The sequence below is a fragment of the Prevotella nigrescens genome, assembly GCF_031191185.1.
GTDB classification, from domain to species: domain Bacteria; phylum Bacteroidota; class Bacteroidia; order Bacteroidales; family Bacteroidaceae; genus Prevotella; species Prevotella nigrescens.
In genome coordinates, this window is record NZ_CP133465.1 from 1496982 (window position 1) to 1516157 (window position 19176).

19 protein-coding genes are annotated in these 19176 nt (G+C 45.0%); 9 read left to right on the top strand and 10 right to left on the bottom strand.

All coding sequences use genetic code 11. The annotated features are described in order from the left end of the window. Positions 1 to 61 precede the first annotated feature (61 nt). A complete protein-coding gene (rho, locus tag RDV52_RS08610; protein ID WP_004366054.1) occupies positions 62 to 2101 on the top strand; it encodes a transcription termination factor Rho in 2040 nt (679 codons plus the stop codon). A gap of 549 nt (positions 2102 to 2650) precedes the next feature. Here the strand turns inward: rho and RDV52_RS08615 are convergent. The 5 genes from RDV52_RS08615 to RDV52_RS08635 all read right to left on the bottom strand — a co-directional run bounded on the left by RDV52_RS08615 (position 2651) and on the right by RDV52_RS08635 (position 6001). Continuing rightward, positions 2651 to 3172 carry a hypothetical protein gene (locus RDV52_RS08615; RefSeq protein ID WP_004363552.1) on the bottom strand — a complete coding sequence of 174 codons (522 nt, stop codon included), beginning with the start codon at positions 3170 to 3172 and terminating at the stop codon, positions 2651 to 2653. A 189-nt stretch (positions 3173 to 3361) separates the two neighbouring features. Next, complete coding sequence (gene ruvC, locus RDV52_RS08620; RefSeq protein ID WP_004366053.1) at positions 3362 to 3943, bottom strand: crossover junction endodeoxyribonuclease RuvC; 582 nt, start codon at positions 3941 to 3943, stop codon at positions 3362 to 3364. A gap of 4 nt (positions 3944 to 3947) precedes the next feature. Beyond that, positions 3948 to 4592 carry an MBL fold metallo-hydrolase gene (locus tag RDV52_RS08625; RefSeq protein WP_004366052.1) on the bottom strand — a complete coding sequence of 215 codons (645 nt, stop codon included), beginning with the start codon at positions 4590 to 4592 and terminating at the stop codon, positions 3948 to 3950. Between the two features lie 54 nt (positions 4593 to 4646). After that, entirely contained in the window at positions 4647 to 5273 is a 627-nt protein-coding gene (gene rsmG, locus RDV52_RS08630; RefSeq protein ID WP_004366051.1) for a 16S rRNA (guanine(527)-N(7))-methyltransferase RsmG, read from the bottom strand. A 14-nt stretch (positions 5274 to 5287) separates the two neighbouring features. Continuing rightward, on the bottom strand, positions 5288 to 6001 hold the full coding sequence (locus RDV52_RS08635) for an RsiV family protein (RefSeq protein ID WP_223381147.1): 714 nt from the start codon (positions 5999 to 6001) through the stop codon (positions 5288 to 5290). Between the two features lie 110 nt (positions 6002 to 6111). On the opposite strand from RDV52_RS08635, the gene RDV52_RS08640 reads away from it, so the two are divergent. The 6 genes from RDV52_RS08640 (at position 6112) to RDV52_RS08665 (ending at position 12462) form a co-directional block, all read left to right on the top strand. After that, on the top strand, positions 6112 to 6741 hold the full coding sequence (locus RDV52_RS08640; protein ID WP_004366049.1) for an HAD family hydrolase: 630 nt from the start codon (positions 6112 to 6114) through the stop codon (positions 6739 to 6741). Positions 6742 to 6759: 18 nt separating this feature from the next. Further along, the gene (gene panB / locus RDV52_RS08645; protein ID WP_004366048.1) at positions 6760 to 7578 is read left to right on the top strand and encodes a 3-methyl-2-oxobutanoate hydroxymethyltransferase; all 819 of its coding nucleotides are present in this window, start codon (positions 6760 to 6762) and stop codon (positions 7576 to 7578) included. 377 nt (positions 7579 to 7955) lie between these two features. Beyond that, entirely contained in the window at positions 7956 to 8594 is a 639-nt protein-coding gene (locus tag RDV52_RS08650; RefSeq protein WP_004366045.1) for a DUF4827 domain-containing protein, read from the top strand. A 65-nt stretch (positions 8595 to 8659) separates the two neighbouring features. Continuing rightward, positions 8660 to 10051, top strand: coding sequence for a phosphoglucosamine mutase (gene glmM / locus RDV52_RS08655; protein ID WP_040556763.1), 1392 nt, complete (start codon positions 8660 to 8662; stop codon positions 10049 to 10051). A gap of 11 nt (positions 10052 to 10062) precedes the next feature. Then, positions 10063 to 10677 (top strand): ribosome biogenesis GTP-binding protein YihA/YsxC, encoded by a 615-nt coding sequence (yihA, locus tag RDV52_RS08660; protein WP_004363537.1) that lies wholly within the window; start codon positions 10063 to 10065, stop codon positions 10675 to 10677. Between the two features lie 3 nt (positions 10678 to 10680). Then, positions 10681 to 12462: an ABC-F family ATP-binding cassette domain-containing protein gene (locus RDV52_RS08665; protein ID WP_004366040.1), complete on the top strand. Its 1782-nt coding sequence runs from the start codon at positions 10681 to 10683 to the stop codon at positions 12460 to 12462. Positions 12463 to 13007: 545 nt separating this feature from the next. Here RDV52_RS08665 and RDV52_RS08670 read toward each other — a convergent pair. The 3 genes from RDV52_RS08670 to RDV52_RS08680 form a co-directional block, all read right to left on the bottom strand. Next, positions 13008 to 13157 carry a hypothetical protein gene (locus RDV52_RS08670; protein WP_004366035.1) on the bottom strand — a complete coding sequence of 50 codons (150 nt, stop codon included), beginning with the start codon at positions 13155 to 13157 and terminating at the stop codon, positions 13008 to 13010. An 891-nt stretch (positions 13158 to 14048) separates the two neighbouring features. After that, positions 14049 to 14648 (bottom strand): porin family protein, encoded by a 600-nt coding sequence (locus RDV52_RS08675; RefSeq protein WP_004366033.1) that lies wholly within the window; start codon positions 14646 to 14648, stop codon positions 14049 to 14051. A 263-nt stretch (positions 14649 to 14911) separates the two neighbouring features. After that, positions 14912 to 16363 (bottom strand): aminoacyl-histidine dipeptidase, encoded by a 1452-nt coding sequence (locus RDV52_RS08680; RefSeq protein WP_004366031.1) that lies wholly within the window; start codon positions 16361 to 16363, stop codon positions 14912 to 14914. A 77-nt stretch (positions 16364 to 16440) separates the two neighbouring features. On the opposite strand from RDV52_RS08680, the gene RDV52_RS08685 reads away from it, so the two are divergent. Further along, positions 16441 to 16635 carry a hypothetical protein gene (locus tag RDV52_RS08685; RefSeq protein ID WP_172606447.1) on the top strand — a complete coding sequence of 65 codons (195 nt, stop codon included), beginning with the start codon at positions 16441 to 16443 and terminating at the stop codon, positions 16633 to 16635. Between the two features lie 55 nt (positions 16636 to 16690). Next, complete coding sequence (locus RDV52_RS08690; protein WP_004363530.1) at positions 16691 to 17287, top strand: OmpH/Skp family outer membrane protein; 597 nt, start codon at positions 16691 to 16693, stop codon at positions 17285 to 17287. A gap of 379 nt (positions 17288 to 17666) precedes the next feature. Here the strand turns inward: RDV52_RS08690 and RDV52_RS08695 are convergent, their stop codons facing one another. Beyond that, on the bottom strand, positions 17667 to 18866 hold the full coding sequence (locus tag RDV52_RS08695; RefSeq protein ID WP_004366027.1) for an HU family DNA-binding protein: 1200 nt from the start codon (positions 18864 to 18866) through the stop codon (positions 17667 to 17669). After that, positions 18866 to 19153, bottom strand: coding sequence for an HU family DNA-binding protein (locus RDV52_RS08700; protein ID WP_004366026.1), 288 nt, complete (start codon positions 19151 to 19153; stop codon positions 18866 to 18868). Before RDV52_RS08700 ends, RDV52_RS08695 begins: the two co-directional genes overlap by 1 nt. Positions 19154 to 19176: the final 23 nt, after the last annotated feature.

Sequence of the window (19176 nt, forward strand, 5' to 3'; positions counted from 1 at the left end):
TCGGTTCTGAAACCTTTACCTCCACAATATCAAAATTTCGATATAACATATATAATACTTTATGTTTAGTAAAGAAGAATTATTAGAAAAGGATATTCCCGAGCTGGCGAATATCGCAAAAGACCTTGGAGCGGACTATAAAAAATCTGACGATAAAGAGGCCATTATCTATGCCATATTGGACAGACAGGCCGTTAACGCCGGCATATCGCACCCTTTGGGAGCAACAAAGCGTAAGCGTACGAGGATAACAAAGAAGGAAACGGACAAAGTTTACACCGTACACGGAAAAGAAGGAGAAAACTTTGACCTGCAAAAAAATAAGGTGCAAAACACTGCCTTGCCAAGTTTGTTTAAAGACTTGCCCGACACACAGACTGCCGGAAAGCAAGAAACCGAAACAGAAAAACCTGCGGAAACTCCTAAAAAACGTGGACGCAAGAAGAAGGAAGAAACACAGGCACAGGCTGACACCGCTGCTGAAAAAACTCCGGAAAACAACGTAAAAGAGGAAAAACCTGCAGAAACAGCAACCGAAACAACAACCGACATTCCTGCAGAGGCACCTGTTGAAACAGCAACAAAACCTGTTGCACAACCTGTAGAAGAAATTGCTGAGACAGAAACACCCGCCAACGATACAACGGAAATGGTGATACCGGAAGCCGAATTTGTATCGCAAAACGGACAAACACCCGAAAACGAGAACACGGAGAACCTTCTTGAACAGCTCCAGGCAAAGGTAAACGCACGCAACGAGCAAATGGAAGAAGCAGAAAATACGGTTAAAGACGGTGTGTGGGAGGGCGACCCAGGCGATGGGACAGACTTTATAACAGTGGTAGACATACCCGTGGAAGACCAAGGTATGGTGCCTTCTTACGACATGTTCGACCGTCCTAACATTCCAGCCGATGCCAACCATGCATCATACTACAACGAATCGACTACACAGCAGGACGTTGCACCAACCTACGACTTTAACAATATCATTAAGGCAAATGGCGTTTTGGAAGTTATGCCCGACGGTTATGGTTTCTTGCGGTCCAGCGATTACAACTACTTATCGTCGCCCGACGACGTGTATGTGCCTGCAAACCAGATTAAACAGAACGGTTTGAAGACGGGCGATGTGGTGGAATGCCACGTAAGACCACCCCATGAAGGAGAGAAATACTTCCCACTTACCTCGATAGACATGATAAACGGGCGTGCACCGGCAGAAGTTCGAGACCGTGTTTCGTTCGAACATCTGACACCATTGTTCCCCGACGAGAAGTTCACACTGTGTGGCGACCCACGCACAACAAACCTTTCGACTCGCGTGGTAGACCTTTTCTCACCGATTGGAAAGGGACAACGTGCGCTGATTGTGGCTCAGCCAAAGACAGGTAAGACTATATTAATGAAGGATATAGCCAATGCCATAGCAGCAAACCACCCTGAAGCATACCTCATGATGCTGCTTATAGACGAGCGTCCGGAGGAAGTTACCGACATGGCACGTACGGTTAATGCCGAAGTAATAGCATCTACGTTCGATGAACCAGCCGAACGCCATGTGAAAATAGCAGGCATTGTACTGGAAAAAGCAAAGCGAATGGTAGAGTGTGGGCACGATGTCGTTATCTTCCTCGACTCCATTACACGTCTCGCACGTGCCTATAACACAGTCGCCCCAGCCTCCGGCAAGGTGCTGACGGGTGGTGTTGATGCCAACGCATTGCAGAAACCGAAACGCTTTTTCGGTGCCGCCCGTAACATAGAAGGTGGAGGTTCGCTCACCATTATAGCAACAGCGCTCATCGATACAGGTTCTAAGATGGACGAAGTCATATTCGAAGAGTTCAAGGGAACGGGTAACATGGAGTTGCAACTCGACCGTTCTCTCAGCAACAAACGTATCTTCCCATCTGTCAATCTCGTTGCTTCGAGCACACGTCGCGATGATTTACTGCAGGACAAGACCACTATCGACCGCATGTGGATACTCCGTAAGTACATCGCAGACATGAATCCGATAGAGGCAATGAACTCTATTCACGACCGAATGTTGCATACTCGCGATAACAACGAGTTCTTGTTATCAATGAATGGATAAACCTATCAATCATTTATAAATACTTCTTGAAAAGTCATTCCTGTGAAGGAGTGGCTTTTTTTATATTCTTTAGTATCTTAATTCAAACTCTTTTATTTCCTCATTTGCATCTTTCCATCTCGTCAATCTGTGTCTTAAATGTGTGAATAGTGCAAACGTTTGAATTCATAAAGGCTCTATTTATTGGATATTTCCAAAGACTTTGTCGGTTAAATACGATATATTTGCAGAGATAATAGTATTAGTAGTGATAGTATGATTGATAACTCTGAATGCCAATAGCCTTTGAATAAGCATGAGAGATATATGCTTTTTTTGACTATATGCTTGTTTATGGCATTGTATTTAGGTATCAGTTATTACGACTAAACATTTTTATTGTTTTAGAGTAAAGTCCCATTTGCTGTTTGAAGCAAGTGGGACTTTCAATTCATATAACTTGTTTGTTGTTGTATAAGACTAAAAAAACAATGTTCCGAATATGTTTATCATACGTTCGGAACACGTCAGTTATGTGTTGATATCACGTTTTTTGCAGGGCTAAAAGGGTTACTTTAGTTCCTTTTTGACCTCTTCGAGCGCTGCAATCCAGTTTGTGTCGAGCGAGAATTGGGTGGGGTAGTCATCACGATTGTAGTATGCCAATACCACTTCGTCGTCCTTGTCGCCATACAGAGGGTGGTTTATGCTGGCATCACGGAATATCTTTCTCACACGATTTTTCTCTTTTTCGTTTCCTGCCTTGGCATAATTCTTCAGGTAAAGGTTCACAAAGTCGTACATATAGTATGCCATTGAGTCCAACTGAGAGTTTAAATGAGCAATCTCTTTGCCTGTCAATTCCTTGTCAGATGCCGACAACGCCTCCAGCGTTTTGGTCTTTAAGTAAGATATTGCATCTACTTTGAACGATGCAATCTTACGTATTTCGGTATCTTCAGACTTGTCGGAAGCTACCTTATACGAGCTTCTGTAAATCTGATCGTACACTCGTTGGGGCGTCTGGGCATAAGTAGTGGCAGTGAACAAGATGGCTACAAGTGCCATGGTTGCTTTCTTTAATTTAATCATTGCTATCAAGTTTAATTGTTATCTTTATTATCCAATAATGTTATTGTCGTCTTTCAACATTGCCGTCTCCGTTGTCTGACAATGTCGGGATAGTCCGTTTATATTCGTCAGCTATTATTTCGTTGTGCAAAATTACGACTCTTCTGCCGTAAAATCGTGCAGAACGTTTAATTTTTATATAGTTTTATGTTATTTATTACTAATGCGCGACTTGTTTTTAAGGGCAAAATCTTTCCACGAACCATAGTGTTTGGCATCAGAATTGGGGCGATTAGACTGCAGAAAGTGGCAGTAGGCAGCACCGAGAGCATCGGTTGCGTCCATGAACTGCGGCATTTCGCTGTCCTGCAAGTGCAGCAAGCGTTGCAACATGCCGGCTACTTGGTCTTTGGAAGCCGAGCCGTTGCCTGTTATAGCCATCTTAATCTTCAGCGGAGCATACTCATGTATGGGCACTTCGCGCTGTATTGCTGCTGCAATGGCTACCCCTTGAGCTCGTCCTAACTTCAGCATCGACTGTATGTTCTTGCCAAAAAAAGGTGCTTCTATTGCCATTTCATCGGGCAGATACTCTTCTATTATGCCCGTAACACGTTCAAAAACCTTGCCCAAGCGCAGGTACACGTCTTTCTCTTTGCGCATATCGATAACGCCCATCACCACCATTTCAGCCTTATTGCCTTGTGTCCGTATCACGCCATAGCCCATGACGTTTGTCCCTGGGTCTATGCCGAGAATGATTTTCGATGGATGTTGCTGCGCTGTCGTCATATTTCTATCGGTCCATATAGGGATTGTGAGCAAGCTCGTAGCCTATTGTTGTCTGCTCTCCGTGCCCCGGATACACTACGGTGTCGTCGGGCAGCTGCGACAATTCCCTTAAACTGCTAATCAGTTGGAACATACTTCCACCCTCAAAGTCGGTCCGTCCCACGCTGCCACGGAAGAGCGTGTCGCCCGTAAACGCCACATTTTCTTCTTTGCAATAGAAAGTTACACCTCCCGGAGTGTGTCCCGGACAGTCTATAACCGTCAGTTCGTGATGCCCAAACCTAATCGTTTCGCCTGCTTTAAAGGTGTGTTCAACAGGCGGGAAGTCGTAGTTTAGCTGCATTCCGAACATATTCCGCGCCTGTTCCTTGAGCGAACGCAATGCAGGAGCGTCTTTTTCGGACACCTCCGGCAGCAGTCCGAACTCATCGTTTATCGTGTTTATGCCGAAATTATGGTCGAGATGGGCATGCGTAGCCAGCAAGTGGACGGGTTTAAGATGGTTGTCTTGAATGAAGTCTACTATTGTCTGGCGTTCTTCTTCATAGAAAGCACCGCAGTCAATGATGACACATTCCAGACTGTCGTCCCATATAATATAGGTGTTTTCTTCTATCATGTTGAACACAAAACGCTTTATTTGTATCATATAAATGTCTTTTTTGAGTCTTATAATCTACTTTAATAGCCGCTTATTAACAGGCTAAACGCAAGGGACATATATTAAATTCTTTTCTTCGAACCACGGTTCTTCAAACCATTGCGACAGCTTTTCTTGTACAACAATCTTCTTAAAGGGTTTCAATTCCTCGTCAAGCGTTCCTCCTTTCAGTACTATTATGCCGTTCTCAAAGGCATTATGGTTGTCCTTCGCTATGTTTTTGCGTACAATTTTCATCATATCGGATAGTGGCATTACTGCTCTCGATACAATAAAGTCGAACTTTCCCCTCTCTTCTTCGCCGCGCTTGTGTTGCAGAAGCACGTTTTCCAAACCTATGGCATTGGCAATTTCGGTGGCAACCTTAATCTTTTTGCCCGTTCCATCTATCATTTTAAAGTTCGCATTGGGGAACATTATTGCCAGCGGAATGCCCGGAAAGCCGCCGCCGGTACCCAAATCGAGTACATTTGTGTCGTCTCTGAAGTTTATGAACTTGGCTATTGCAAGCGAATGCAGCACATGGTGTTCATACAAATTGGTTATATCCTTGCGCGAAATGACGTTTATTTTTGCGTTCCAATCGGCATACAGGTCGTACAAAGCGTCGAATTGCTCGCGTTGTCGAGCTGTTATGTTGGGAAAATATTTAGTAATAAGGTCTGCCATATCTATGTTCTTCGTTAATTTTCTATTGTAACTCGCACCTCTTTAGGGTTTATTTCACCCGGCGAATATATAAAAGTTGTAGAGTCGTCGGACAGAATAAAATTGTTAGAAGGGTAGGGTTTGATGCCTACGAAATATCCTTTGGCTTGCGCTTGCGCCAAATCGTCGTTGTCCCAATCGTTGTTTTTTGCCATTTTTTCGATGATTTTCTTCGTCAAAGTCTCGTTGTAATCGTCTCCAAACACTTCTTTCAACGTTATCTGCCTGCCAGTTTGCGGGTCGATATTGAAGCAAAGAGAATATTTTGAGGTGGTTTCGCCCGTCTTAATGGCAATGTTCGACAGGTAAACCACGTAGTCTCCCTTGCCGGGAAGTATGCGTGTGTCTATGTTAAGCGCCCAATTTAGCTGACTGGCGGCATGTTCGCGGTCCTTCAACCAGCGTGCCAACTCCAGATATTCCTTACCATAGTTCTGTGCCAACCGCGGTATTACCTGCTGCGGAGCAAGTTTTTCGTAGCTTGTAGCGAAGTAATTAGGCTGCAAAGTGCCCATTCTGAGCAACGAATCGTTGGCAACGGCATACTGTTTACCCTTTAAGAAGGCGTAACTTATATGTATTTGGCACGCAGCATCCTTATTGAACCGAATGGTAGTGTCCATTGTAACCTTGTCGGTGGGCACAACCAGCTTTGCTTTTGCTTTCTTTTGTGTACAGCTTGCTGCCATAATGCAAGCCGATAACAAGACTAAAACAGATATAAAACTCTTCTTTGCCATATTGAAAGGCAAAGTTACAAAAAACTTTCGTAACTTTGCACAACGAAAACAACAATATAATGAAAATGATAAAGGCGTGTCTTTTCGATTTAGATGGAGTGGTGTTTGACACCGAACCACTTTATACAGAGTTCTGGAAAAGTATCTTTAACGAGTTTTATCCAACCGAACAAGATTTGGAATTAAAGATAAAAGGACAGACCCTAACCCAAATTTACAATCGCTATTTTGCAGGACAGCCCAACCGACAGGCAGAGATAACACGCCGAGCGGACGAATATGAACGCCAAATGCAGTACACGTATGTAGACGGTTTGACCGACTTTGTGCAACAGTTGAAGCAAAGTGGTGTAAAAACAGCAATAGTAACGAGTTCCAATAAAGCCAAGATGGAAAACGTGTACCACCAACACCCCATGTTCAAACAACTTTTCGATGCTGTGTTTACGGCTGAAGACTTCCACGAAAGTAAGCCTTCGCCTGATGGATATCTCACCGCTGCACATGCATTAGGCGTAGATCCAGCCGACTGCATAGTGTTCGAGGATAGCTTTAACGGACTTCGTGCAGGTGTTGCAGCCAAGGCACGAGTGGTTGGACTGGCTACTACAAACCCGGCAGAAAGCATTAAAGAGTTTACGAAAGAAGTAATACCAAACTTCGTTGGCTATGAACTAACGGAACAATAACGAGGCATATACAACATAATGGGCTATTTATCAACAGACAAGAAGAAGATAACTGCAGTAACACTTCGGCAGATGAAGGGTGCAGGAGAGAAGATTGCGCAGATTACGGCATATGATTATACAACGGCAAAAATATTCGACGAATCCGGCATAGACAGCATACTGGTTGGCGATTCGGCTTCGAACGTAATGTGTGGAAACGACAACACGTTGCCCATAACCATCGAAGCAATGATTTATCATGCCAAGGCAGTGGCAAAAGCGTGTGCCCATGCCTTTGTAGTATGCGACATGCCGTTTGGTAGTTATCAGGTTAATAGCGACGAAGGAGTGCGCAATGCCATTCGCATAATGAAGGAAAGCGGTGTAGATGCCGTGAAATTAGAAGGGGGCAGCGAGGTTGTTGCCACTGTAAAGGCTATTATTGCAGCAGGCATACCTGTAGTAGGGCATCTCGGACTGACCCCCCAGAGCGTGCATAAGTTCGGTGGTTACGGCTTAAGGGCAAAGAACGAGGCAGAAGCAACCAAGCTGTTGGACGATGCCAAGCTGTTGGACGAAGCTGGCGTGTGCGCTTTGGTGTTGGAGAAAGTGCCACAAGCATTAGCCGCCGAGGTGTCGAAGCAAATCAAGACGCCCACCATTGGCATTGGAGCAGGCAGCGGAACCGACGGACAAGTACTGGTTTATGCCGACGCTATGGGTATGACGCAAGGTTTTAAGCCCAAATTCTTACGACATTTTGCCGATGTAAGGAAGTGTATGGCCGATGGAATTGCCGATTATATGAGGTGTGTGAAGGCACAAACATTCCCGAACAACGACGAGTCGTATTAGGATTTGCTATGCCATAGCCTCAGTTCTGTCTTGGAAAGCGGCGGAGAAACTCCATCAATATAAACTTGAACGCACAGCTGCAACATCGCTGTTGCATACAGCTATAAGGCTGTCGGCAGACTGATGATACGGCAAATATGAGACAGTAAAAATATTCTGCGATTTTAAAACCCACCCTTTTGCACGCCAAAACCCACTGTTTTGCATCGTAAAAGGGTGGGTTTTACATTGCGAAACCCGCTCTTCTGCAATATGGCATGTAGAAGAACTAAGCCGAATTACAATATTTTATATATTTTATAGAAACACTTTATACGTGTATTTGTTTTATTTTGCTACCTTTGCAACCAATATATAAGGAAACAGAAATATAGCAAATGAAGAAGATTATCTTTCTACTTGCACTCGTGTTAGGTGCAATTTGCATAAGTTCGTGCCGCGACCATGACACTTACGACGACCAGTTGAAACGCGAACGCAAGTCTATTAATGCGTTTATAGTAAAGCATAAGATAAACGTTATCTCGGAAGTTCAGTTCGAAAAACAAGGTTCTAAGACCGACATATCAAAGAATCAGTACGTCCTTCTTAAAAATTCCGGCGTGTATATGCAAATAGCTTACGAGGGAACGGGCGAGAAATTGAAAGACGGAGAGACGGCAACCGTGCTTTGCAGGTTCGACGAAATCAACGTGCCGGGCGACACGTTGCAGCTCACTAACAGGAATTTGCGTTGGGACGGAGTGGTAGACAAGATGATGGTTACACGAATCAGCGGGACGTTTACGGCTTCGTTCGACAAGGCTTCGAGCGTCATGGCACGCATTTACAAAACTGTGTCCGTCCCGAAAGGCTGGCTTGTGCCGCTGCCTTACATTAAATTGGGGCGCATTAAAAGTGCTACCGACAAGTTGGCACACGTGCGTCTCATAGTCCCATCGGCTCAAGGGCAAGCCTTAGCCAACAAACAAGTGTACGCTTGCTTCTACGATATAACCTTCCAAAGGGGTGCTTAACAACAGAAAACAATACATGCCACGGCTCGTACCAACGTTGTCGTGGCTTTAAACTTATACAGAAGATGACACTTATAAAGTCTATTTCAGGCATTCGGGGTACCATTGGCGGACCGACGGGCGACACTTTGAACCCGCTTGACATTGTTAAATTCACATCGGCTTACGCTACTTACATTGCAAGACAGCACCCGGGAAAGAAGCTGAAGATTGTTGTCGGACGCGATGCACGCATCTCCGGCGAGATGGTAAAGAACGTAGTGTGCGGCACGCTCATGGGTATTGGCGCCGATGTAGTGAACATTGGCTTGGCAACTACACCGACTACGGAGCTTGCCGTGCGCATGGAAGGTGCCGATGGTGGCATTATTATAACGGCATCGCACAATCCACGCCAGTGGAACGCACTGAAATTGCTAAACAACGAGGGCGAATTCTTGACGGCTGCAGACGGTGCTGCCGTGCTCGACATAGCAGAAAAGGAAGATTTCAACTATGCCGACGTAGACCAACTTGGACACTACAGGGAGGACAACTCGTTCGACCAACGCCACATCAACGCAGTGAAAGCACTCGAATTGGCAGACTTGGAAGCCATTAAAGCCCGCAAGTTCCGTGTCTGTGTAGACACAATCAACTCTGTCGGAGGCGTTATCCTGCCCAAATTGCTCGACCAAATCGGTGTGGAATATACACTGCTGAACGGCGAACCTACGGGCGACTTCGCCCATAACCCCGAACCGATAGAACGAAACCTCGGTGGAATCATGACAGAAATGAAGAAAGGAGGCTACGACCTCGGCATTGTCGTAGACCCGGACGTGGACCGTCTGGCATTCATACGGGAAGATGGCATCATGTTTGGCGAGGAGTACACGTTGGTAAGTGTGGCAGATTACATTCTCGACCACGTAAAAGGAAACACCGTCAGCAACCTTTCTTCTACGCGAGCCTTGCGCGATGTAACCGAGAAACACGGCGGAAAGTACTATGCCGCAGCCGTTGGCGAGGTGAATGTAACTACCAAAATGAAGGAGGTAGGTGCTGTTATAGGCGGCGAAGGCAACGGCGGCGTCATCTATCCGGAGAGCCATTACGGTCGCGATGCACTTGTTGGAATCGTTCTTTTCCTTAGTTCGCTGGCGCAAAAGGGCTTGAAGGCAAGCGAACTGCGCAAGACTTTCCCTGAGTATTTCATAGCAAAGAACCGCATAGACCTTACTCCCGAGACCGACGTAGATGCTATTTTGACCAAGGTTAAGCAGCTTTATGGCAACGAAAAGGACGTACAGGTAACCGACATTGACGGTGTTAAGCTCGACTTTCCTACATCGTGGGTACACCTCCGCAAGTCGAACACCGAGCCAATCATACGTGTTTACAGCGAAGCAGGCAGCATTGAGGAAGCCGATGCATTAGGCAAGAAGCTCATGCAGGTAGTGTACGACATGCAATAACCCCAACCGACATGATAATAAAGACTTCAGAATTCAGCATATCTTCGCCCTCAATAGCGAGGTGTCCCAACGATACGAAGAATGAATATGCATTCATCGGTCGGTCGAACGTCGGCAAGTCGAGCCTGATAAACATGCTTTGCAACCACAAGGGGCTTGCCAAGACATCGGCAAAGCCTGGCAAGACATTGCTTATCAACCACTTCATCATCAACAAGGAGTGGTACATTGTAGACCTCCCAGGCTACGGCTATGCCAAGAGTTCAAAGACTGTGCGCAACAAGCTCGAGCAGATGATTGCGCAATACATCTTGCAACGCAAGCAGCTCGTGAACGTATTCGTGCTCATCGACATACGCCACGAGCAGCAAAAAATAGACCGTGAGTTCGTAGACTGGTTGGGACAGAGCAACATTCCTTTCTCCATCGTCTTCACAAAAGCCGACAAACTGTCGGAGGGAAAGGCGAAGGCGAATGCTGAAGCATGGATGGAGAAGTTGGAAGACACATGGGAAGTTACTCCGCCATACTTCATTACGTCGGCTGAGAAGAAGACTGGCAGAGAGGAAATACTCGACTATATCGAAGGAATAAACACGGAATTGGCAAACGGAACGGCGAAATAGGCTATGGCGCAGATACCTTATTTAGACGTTCAGAAGCTGTCGAAACGTTTCGGAGCGCAGGTCTTGTTCGACGAAATATCCTTCTCCATTGCAGAAGGACAGCACGTTGGACTGATAGCGAAGAACGGAACGGGCAAGTCTACCCTGCTTTCCATACTCACGGGACGGGAGGGATACGAGTCGGGAAGCATTGTCTACCGTAACGACTTGCGCGTCAGCTGCCTGGAACAAAGCCCGAAGTTCAACCCCGAAGAGTCGGTTCTCGACGCTTGTTTCAACCATAAGGGCGACCCGGACAAGGTATTGAAAGCCAAACAAATACTGACAACGCTCAAGATAACCGACCTAAACCAGCCCATGGGGCAGCTTAGCGGCGGACAGCAGAAGCGTGTGGCACTGGCAAACGTGCTGATACTGGAACCCGATTTGCTCATTCTCGACGAGCCAACCAACCACCTCGACCTCGAAATGATAGTGTGGTTAGAAGGCTTTTTGGCACGAGGGAACAAGACCTTGCTTATGGTTACGCACGACAGATACTTCTTGGACAACGTGTGCAACATCATTCTCGAACTCGACAACCACACCATCTACACCTATCGGGGCAACTATTCGTTTTATTTAGAGAAGCGACAGGAACGCATTGCCAACACGCGGGCAGAAATTGCACGCGCCAACAACCTCTACCGCACCGAGTTAGAGTGGATGCGCAGGCAGCCGCAGGCACGCGGACACAAGGCGCGCTACCGTGAAGAAGCCTTCTACGAACTGCAGGCAAAGGCACTGCAACGCATCGAAGAGAGGCAAATCCGCCTGAAAGCATCGAATGTTTACATCGGCAGCAAGATATTTGAGTGCCAGTATGTATCGAAGGCGTTCGGCGAAAAAGTCATACTGAAAGACTTCTACTACAACTTTGCCCGCTTCGAAAAGATGGGAATCGTGGGCAACAACGGCACGGGCAAGTCTACATTCATCAAGATGCTGCTCGGATTGGTACGCCCCGACAGTGGCAAATTCGACATCGGCGAAACCGTCAGCTTCGGTTACTTCTCGCAAGACGGACTGAAATTCAGAGACGACCAGAAGGTTATCGACATCATAACCGACATTGCCGACTACATAGACCTTGGCGGTGGTCGCCACATGACGGCGTCGCAGTTCCTCAACTACTTCCTTTTCACGCCCGAAATGCAGCACAACTACGTGGCAAAACTGTCGGGTGGCGAAAAGCGCAAGCTCTATCTGTGCACTGTACTGATGCACAATCCGAACTTCCTGATACTCGACGAGCCTACCAACGACCTTGATATTCAGACGCTTCAGATACTCGAAGAATACCTGCAAGACTTCCCCGGCTGTGTCATAATAGTATCGCACGACCGCTATTTCATGGATAAGGTGGTGGACCATCTGCTCGTTTTCAAAGGCGATGGACAGGTACAGGACTTCCCCGGCAACTATACGCAGTACCGAGAATACCAAGCCCTGAAGAGCAAAGAAACCATTGAAGAAAACAAGACAAAGGAAAAGAAGACCGCCACACAGCGCAACTACCACAACGAAACGCGCAAGCGAATGAGCTACAAGGAAAAACGAGAATACGAAATGCTTTCTGCCGACATAGAAAAGCTTACTAACGAGATTGAGCAGATGGAGCAACAGCTCTGTTCGGGCACGCTCGCTGTAGACCGTCTTACCGAAATCAGCATACTTTTACCAAGGAAGAAGGACGAGTTAGACGTAAAGGAACTGCGCTGGCTCGAGCTTTCCGAATTGGAATAGCACTGCTTTGCCATAACCAAAGGAGTTATGCCTTTATCGAATACATAGCAGGTTAGGGCAGGAAAATAGGGTAGGCAAGATGCCGGTGAGCAGATAGAAGATGCCAGAAGGCATTGCAATGAATACAAAATAATAGATGGTCGGCTTAAGGGCCGGTTGGATTAAAGACCGAAAGAACTTATATGGATTTGTAAAACAGGCTCTTTTGCGATGCAAAAGAGCCTGTTTGGGAATACAAGACAGACCCTTTTGCAACGTGTTGAGAGTAAGCGGGTTACACAAGTGCTGTTTTCAAGTGTTACAGAAGTGTCTTTCAGCGTAAGTTATAAAGGTACGGCGCCAGCCGATTAACAGGTAAATGGCAAAACATTTTTGCCGTATCCGATAGGCAGTACCACGTTTGTCAGGAAATAACAATAGCCATAAAACATTCTATTTGCGTAACGGCAAGAGAATGAAATAGAGAGAAAAAGAGAGCGCAACCCCAAAAAGGAAGTTGCGCTTTTCTAATTCCAAGATAAGATTAATGCTGTTAGAAGGTTGTGTTAGGTGTACCATATCTCGCCTCCCAAAAGTCCCTTATCTATCGTATTTGTACTGTTGTAATGGTTGTTATCCATTTTCTGCTCATTTCTGCTAACGTTTTCCTCCGTTTTATAGTCGTCGTACAACTCATAATGATTTAAGCTTTTCATATAAACTCCTTTCTTTTATAATACAGATGTTAAGTCGTTACAAATATAACGATATTGTTTGATATTAGCAAATATGTACGAATGAATTCCAATAAATTTCATATTTTTTATACAAAAGACCATACAATGAGCAGCTTTCTTTACAATTGTTTGTCAATAATAGGAAAATAGAACAATAATAGTGTGCGAGCCGACAGCTGTCAACCTGAAAAAAATATTGCTTTTTTGAAATATTTATCGTGTTTTTCCTTTTCTTTCAGAAATTATTTCTACCTTTGCGGAAGATTACACATAAACGTGATTAACCATAAGACTCCGAACATAGCAGGGCAATACATGCTATGAAGCAACCGACAGGCAAAATCTACAACAGACTGAAACAGACCAACGGGGAATATGCAAGTACCTAAGGGATTGAGTTGTGTGTTCCACAATATGGTGAAAATACTGGCACTATAGTGCTGAAACAGATAAAACGCAGTGTTTTGCAATCGGGAACGTTGTAGAAAAAAGCGACCAAAGCTGTACATTGGAACCGAGAACATTGCGCAACATAACAAAAGAATGCTGTGCGGTAAACTAAAAAAAATTCGTGGTTCCAATACTTATGAAGTGTAGCACAGCTTCTTTTTATTTATGTTTTCTTTTTGAAAGTAGGGTAGGAGTGTTTCTGAAATTAATTGATAACCTTACTCTAATTAATAGGAAATCTCTTTTTAATCAATTATCAACCTATATAATAAGGTGTATTTTCTTCTTCTGTGATTAGTCAAAGCATGGCATTTATGCAATGATATACGAAAAAGAGACAGGCACCATGAGCGGTGTCTGTCTCCTTCAATGTCTTTTTCAGCATGTGCCAATGTGATGATGGCACTACTCTACTTTTGTTTAGAGGGCGAACTTGTAGCCAAGTGTAATCTGAATTACGGAGTTCTTGTCGTCGCTGCCCTTGGCAATCTTTGTCAATCCCCAGTTGTAACGGGCGTCAAGCTGGAAGTTTGCATACTCGTAAGAGACACCAACAGGAATGGAAAAGTCCACGCTCTTGGCATCAATGTCGCCAGATGTCTTTACAGTATGACCGGCAACAGTTTCCTTGTTGTCGTATTTACTGCTTACTTTGAAGCCCGGCTGTAAGCCTAACTTAACTGCCAAGCCCTTAGTAACGTACACATTGGCAAGGATAGGCACGTTAATGTAGTCCAATTTGCCTTTGATTGAGTAGTCAATTCTATTCTCTGACCAGTCTCTTTTATAGCCCTGCTGAGAGTAAATGGCACCTGCTGAGAGAGAAAGGAGGTCTGTAACCTGATATTCTGCCTCCAAACCGGCTGCCGAACCTACGCGTGGGTCAGTGTCTTTTGCGTCTGTTACGTTGGCAAAATTGGTACCAACCTTTGGTTGAAGTGTGATTGAACCTACTGCATGTTGTGCGTATGCACCTACGGAAGCGAGCATGATAGCCGCTGATAAAATAGCCTTTTTCATTTTGTTCTAATGTTTTATTCGTTTAATATAATTGAATACGGATGCAAATGTACACCTTTTTTTCGTTTGACATCAAATATTTTAATTGAAAAAAAGGATATAAATGGTAAAAATTGATAAAGGTTAAGTATTGCGTTTTCGTCTTAATCGTTAAGCATCAATGGTATAGTTGTAGTGCAAAACTATAGAAAAAGGAAAACGCCTGCCAGCTCCAAGCGAGCAAGCAGGCGTTTTTATGTGTGTTTTTTTAGAGGGAGTGCCTGTTATCTTACGTTCTTTAATATGGCGAGCAAGTGGTCCCAGACCATCTGGGCGGTAGGTATGAGCAAACGTTCGTCGGGTGTATGCACGAAACGAAGGGTAGGCCCAACACTCATCATGTCTACGTTTGGATACTTTTCTGATATGAGTCCACATTCCAGACCGGCGTGAATGCCAAGCACCTTAGGTTCTTTCCCGAAGAGTTTTTTGTATTCTTCCACTGCAACCTCTACGAGCTTAGAGTTCGGATTCATCTTCCAGCCGGGATAAGCATCATGTGGACGCACTTCTGCACCAGCCATTTCAAAACATGCCTTGATGGTGTTTGCCATGTTTGTAAGCGCACTTGGAACGTTGGAACGCTGCGATGCAATGACAGTTGCGGTGTTTTCATCGGTCCTTACCACGGCTATGTTGCTCGAAGTTTCTACCATATAGGCGATAGCTTCGTCCTGACAGTTAGCCAACGGACCGTTATCAACTGCCTGAACAGCCATGATGAGACGGCGGGCAACCTCTTTTTCGATGACGGGGCGAGCCTCTGTGCTCTTCATTCCCCACACGGCGTTAGGGTCAGATACGTGGTATTCCTCTTCGACCCCCTTGGTAAAGACATTCCAGTCTGCCATTACTTCTTCCTTTTTGTCGGCTGGAACAGCGAAGATAACCTTGCCATCGCGGGGTATTGCATTGTCTAATTTGCCCGAATTCCACTCTGCAAGGAGCACGTCCATCTTGCTTTGCTCCATGTAGAGGAAGCGTCCGAGAAGTTTGATGGCATTGGCGCGCTTCTTGTTAATGTCGTCTCCGGAGTGTCCTCCAATCAGTCCTTTGACGCTTGCCTCCATAAAGAAGAAGCCGGAAGGTGCCTCTTCGCGCTTGAATTTAAACACGCTGTCGGTAGTAACGCCACCTGCACAGCTGACAAAAATCTGTCCTTCGTCTTCCGAATCGAGGTTTATCAGGTAGTCTCCGGTAAGCCAACCCGGTTCCAAACCGAACGCACCGGTCAGTCCTGTCTCCTCGTCCACCGTGAAAAGACACTCTATCTTGCCGTGCTCAATGTCGTCAGAGTCGAGTATTGCCAATTCGTAAGCCACGCCAATGCCATCGTCTGCGCCCAAGGTTGTGCCTTTTGCTTTCAGCCATTCGCCGTCCACGTAGGTCTGAATGGCATCTTTATGGAAGTCGAAATCCAAGTCTACGAGCTTGTCGCAGACCATGTCTATATGGCTTTGCAGTATGATTGTGGGTGCATTTTCCATACCCTTGGTTGCAGGTTTGGTAATAAGCACGTTGCCGGTCTTGTCTACCTTGGTGTCCAGATTGTGGCTTTTGCCAAACTCCACAAGATATTCTATCATCTTTTCCTCGTGCTTTGATGGGCGAGGAATCTGGTTGATTTTTGCGAATTGCTCGAAAACACGAGCTGGTTTTAATTCCATGTTTGTCATTTTTAATAGTATTTGTTTTGTTATATTCGTGATTTATGTTACCTTTGCCAGGAATATTAGATGCAAAGATAGGTAAAATGGTCGAGACTTTACTATTGAGTGTGTTAATAATTGCTATTGCAATGCTCTTGCTTTCGGTAAGAGTGCTGCTGAAAAAAGGTGCAAGTTTCCAGTCGCAACATATACATGACAACAAGTATATGCGCGAAAAGGGAATACACTGCGTCATTGACCAGGACCGGGAGGCACGGGCTTCCAACAAGGCTTATTAGGCTTTGGCAGGACGCTCTGCTATGTATAACGTATTAATGTTAATAAAAAATAAAGATGAAAAGTACTTTAAGCGCATTGGCTGCAGCAGTAATGGCATTCGGAATAATGTCCTGCAACAATCAGCCACAAGGCAACGACACGAAAGAAACCGCCAGACCGGCAGCTGCAACAGCTTCTGCAGGTTCGCAACAGATAGCCTACGTGGAGATAGACTCTATTATGGGGCAATACAAATACTGGAAAGAAGTTACCAAGATACTCGAAGCCAAGGAGAAGAACATACAGAAAACACTTGCCGGAAAACAGCAGGCATTGCAGCAGGCAGCCGCCAACTTCCAACAAAATGTACAGGCTAACAAGTTCACACAGGTACAAGCACAACAGATTCAGGCTGGTATTCAGAGACAAGCCGCCGATGCTGAAGCCTTGCAACAACGCTTAGGAGCAGAGTATCAGAAGGAAGTTGCCAAGTACAACAAGGCGCTTTCGGACAGCGTACACAACTATCTGAAGACCTATAATAAGGATAAGAGGTATGTAATGATACTTGCTAAGAGTGGCGACAACATACTTTATGCTGACGATGCCTGCAATATTACAACAGATGTAGTGCAGGGAATGAACAAAGCATACACAGGATTAAAGAAATAAAAGGTTATATAAATTTTTCATAATTGACGTTCCTGGACTGTAGTGAGTACAGAAAGGGAGAATAATCGTTGTTTAGATAAAATGTAGATCAACTATCTTTATTTGAACATTTAGTGTGAGATGTGTCATGATAGGCACATCTCTTTTTCTGTGTAAGGTCTCTTATATCCTCAAGCCAAGGTGTTTCCAAGTTTCTTTGGATATTCTTCTGAAAGGAAGAAACAGAAGCAAGACAAAGCATGCGTTTGATTTTGAATGCTTACCTGTCTGTATGTTGCGAATTGTTGGGTGTCGTTTGAGGCTATAAACAATATAAACGTAGCCCACCAAGGAGCTACGCATACAAAATTAACAAATATAACTTATGAAAAAAATCGTTTTATTTTGTTCGGTATTGCGGACGAAGTTCCACCTTCGGGACTTTCATTGTGTCGCCTGCTGACATGGTTGTGGCATTGTTTAATACCTGGAAATAAGCCACCATGTCAGGTCCGAGAGCCCTTCGACTGTACGATTGCATGGTCTGTCCTCTCTTTAAAACCACCGTCTTCTCTATGCCAATAATGTCGTAAGCACCGTATCGAATGCGCCTGTCGCTGCTCAACTGCCTGAACTTATCAGCTTTATCAACCACCGGTTGTGCAACCTTTGCAACTGGTTTCTCTATTTTGACAGTTGGTTTCTTCGCTGCTTTCTTTGTCTTAACAGCCAAGCTATATTTTGTTTGGGCGCGAACAACCTCCTTGTTGTCGCGAAGTGCGGCATCCTTTCCGAACTTATAACCGAAGAAATACATCACTGCAACGATGCCAACAGCTATATAAACCCACAGCATCCAATTTATTTTCTTGGTTTTTTCAGCAGAAGAGGCGGCTGCTTTGGGCATTTCAGAAACCGTTTCAGGTTGTTTCTCGAGTACTGTTTCTGATTGTACTTTAACTGTTTCAGATTGCTTTTCAACAGCTTCTGCCTCTACCTCCATGAATATTTCCTTTTCTTCAACGATCTCTTTCTGTCCTTCTTCCCTTTCCTCTGCTACTTCTTCTTTTGGTTCAATAGCTGCCATCGGGACTTCAGCCGATAGTTGTGGCATTTCTTCAGAAGGCTTTTCATCGCTGATTTCGGTAGTTATTGCTTCTTTTGTTTCTTTCTTTTCTTCGTCAGAAACAACGGTTTCGCTGTCAGAAACAGTGGTTTCATCGGCTTTTTCTTTCTTTTCTTCGTCATCAGGCTTGCTTTCTAAGTCGGCAAAATCCACCCCATCGTTCAATACGACCGTTTCAAACAGTGCAAAAGGCTTGTTTACAAGTTCCTTCATAGTAGTGTCGGGCGTAAACGAAACCTTGTCGTGTCCTTCTATCAAGACACGCTCTCCCGTGTTTACATTTACGCTTTCGCGTGGCTTCACAGCTTGCACTTTAAACGTGCCAAGTCCTTTTACCTTCACGAGCTTGTCGGTTTTGAGTCCTTCGTTCATGACATCGAACATGGAAGAAACGAACTTTTCTGCCTCCTTTACAGTTATCTTGTGCTTTTTTGCCACTGCATCGGCAATGAGTTGTAGTGCTGTCTTGGCCATTATTCAGCCCCTCCTTTCTTCAGTTTTTCTTTAATCGAAGCCGCCGCACGGAAGTTTAACACTAATTTAGGGGGTACAAGCATTCGTAATCCAGTGGAAGGATTAACCATAATTCGTTCAAGTCGCTTTTTAACTTCGAATGTACCGAACCCTGAAACCAGTATGGGCTCGCCCGATTCAAAGTTGTCGCCCATTGCTTGCAAGGCGGTTTTCACAAGCTTTTGCGTCTCGTCTTGTGTGCGTCCCACCTTGTCTGCCAATGCACTTATAAATTCTTTGTTGTTCATCTTTGGGTTGTTTGCTTCTTAAT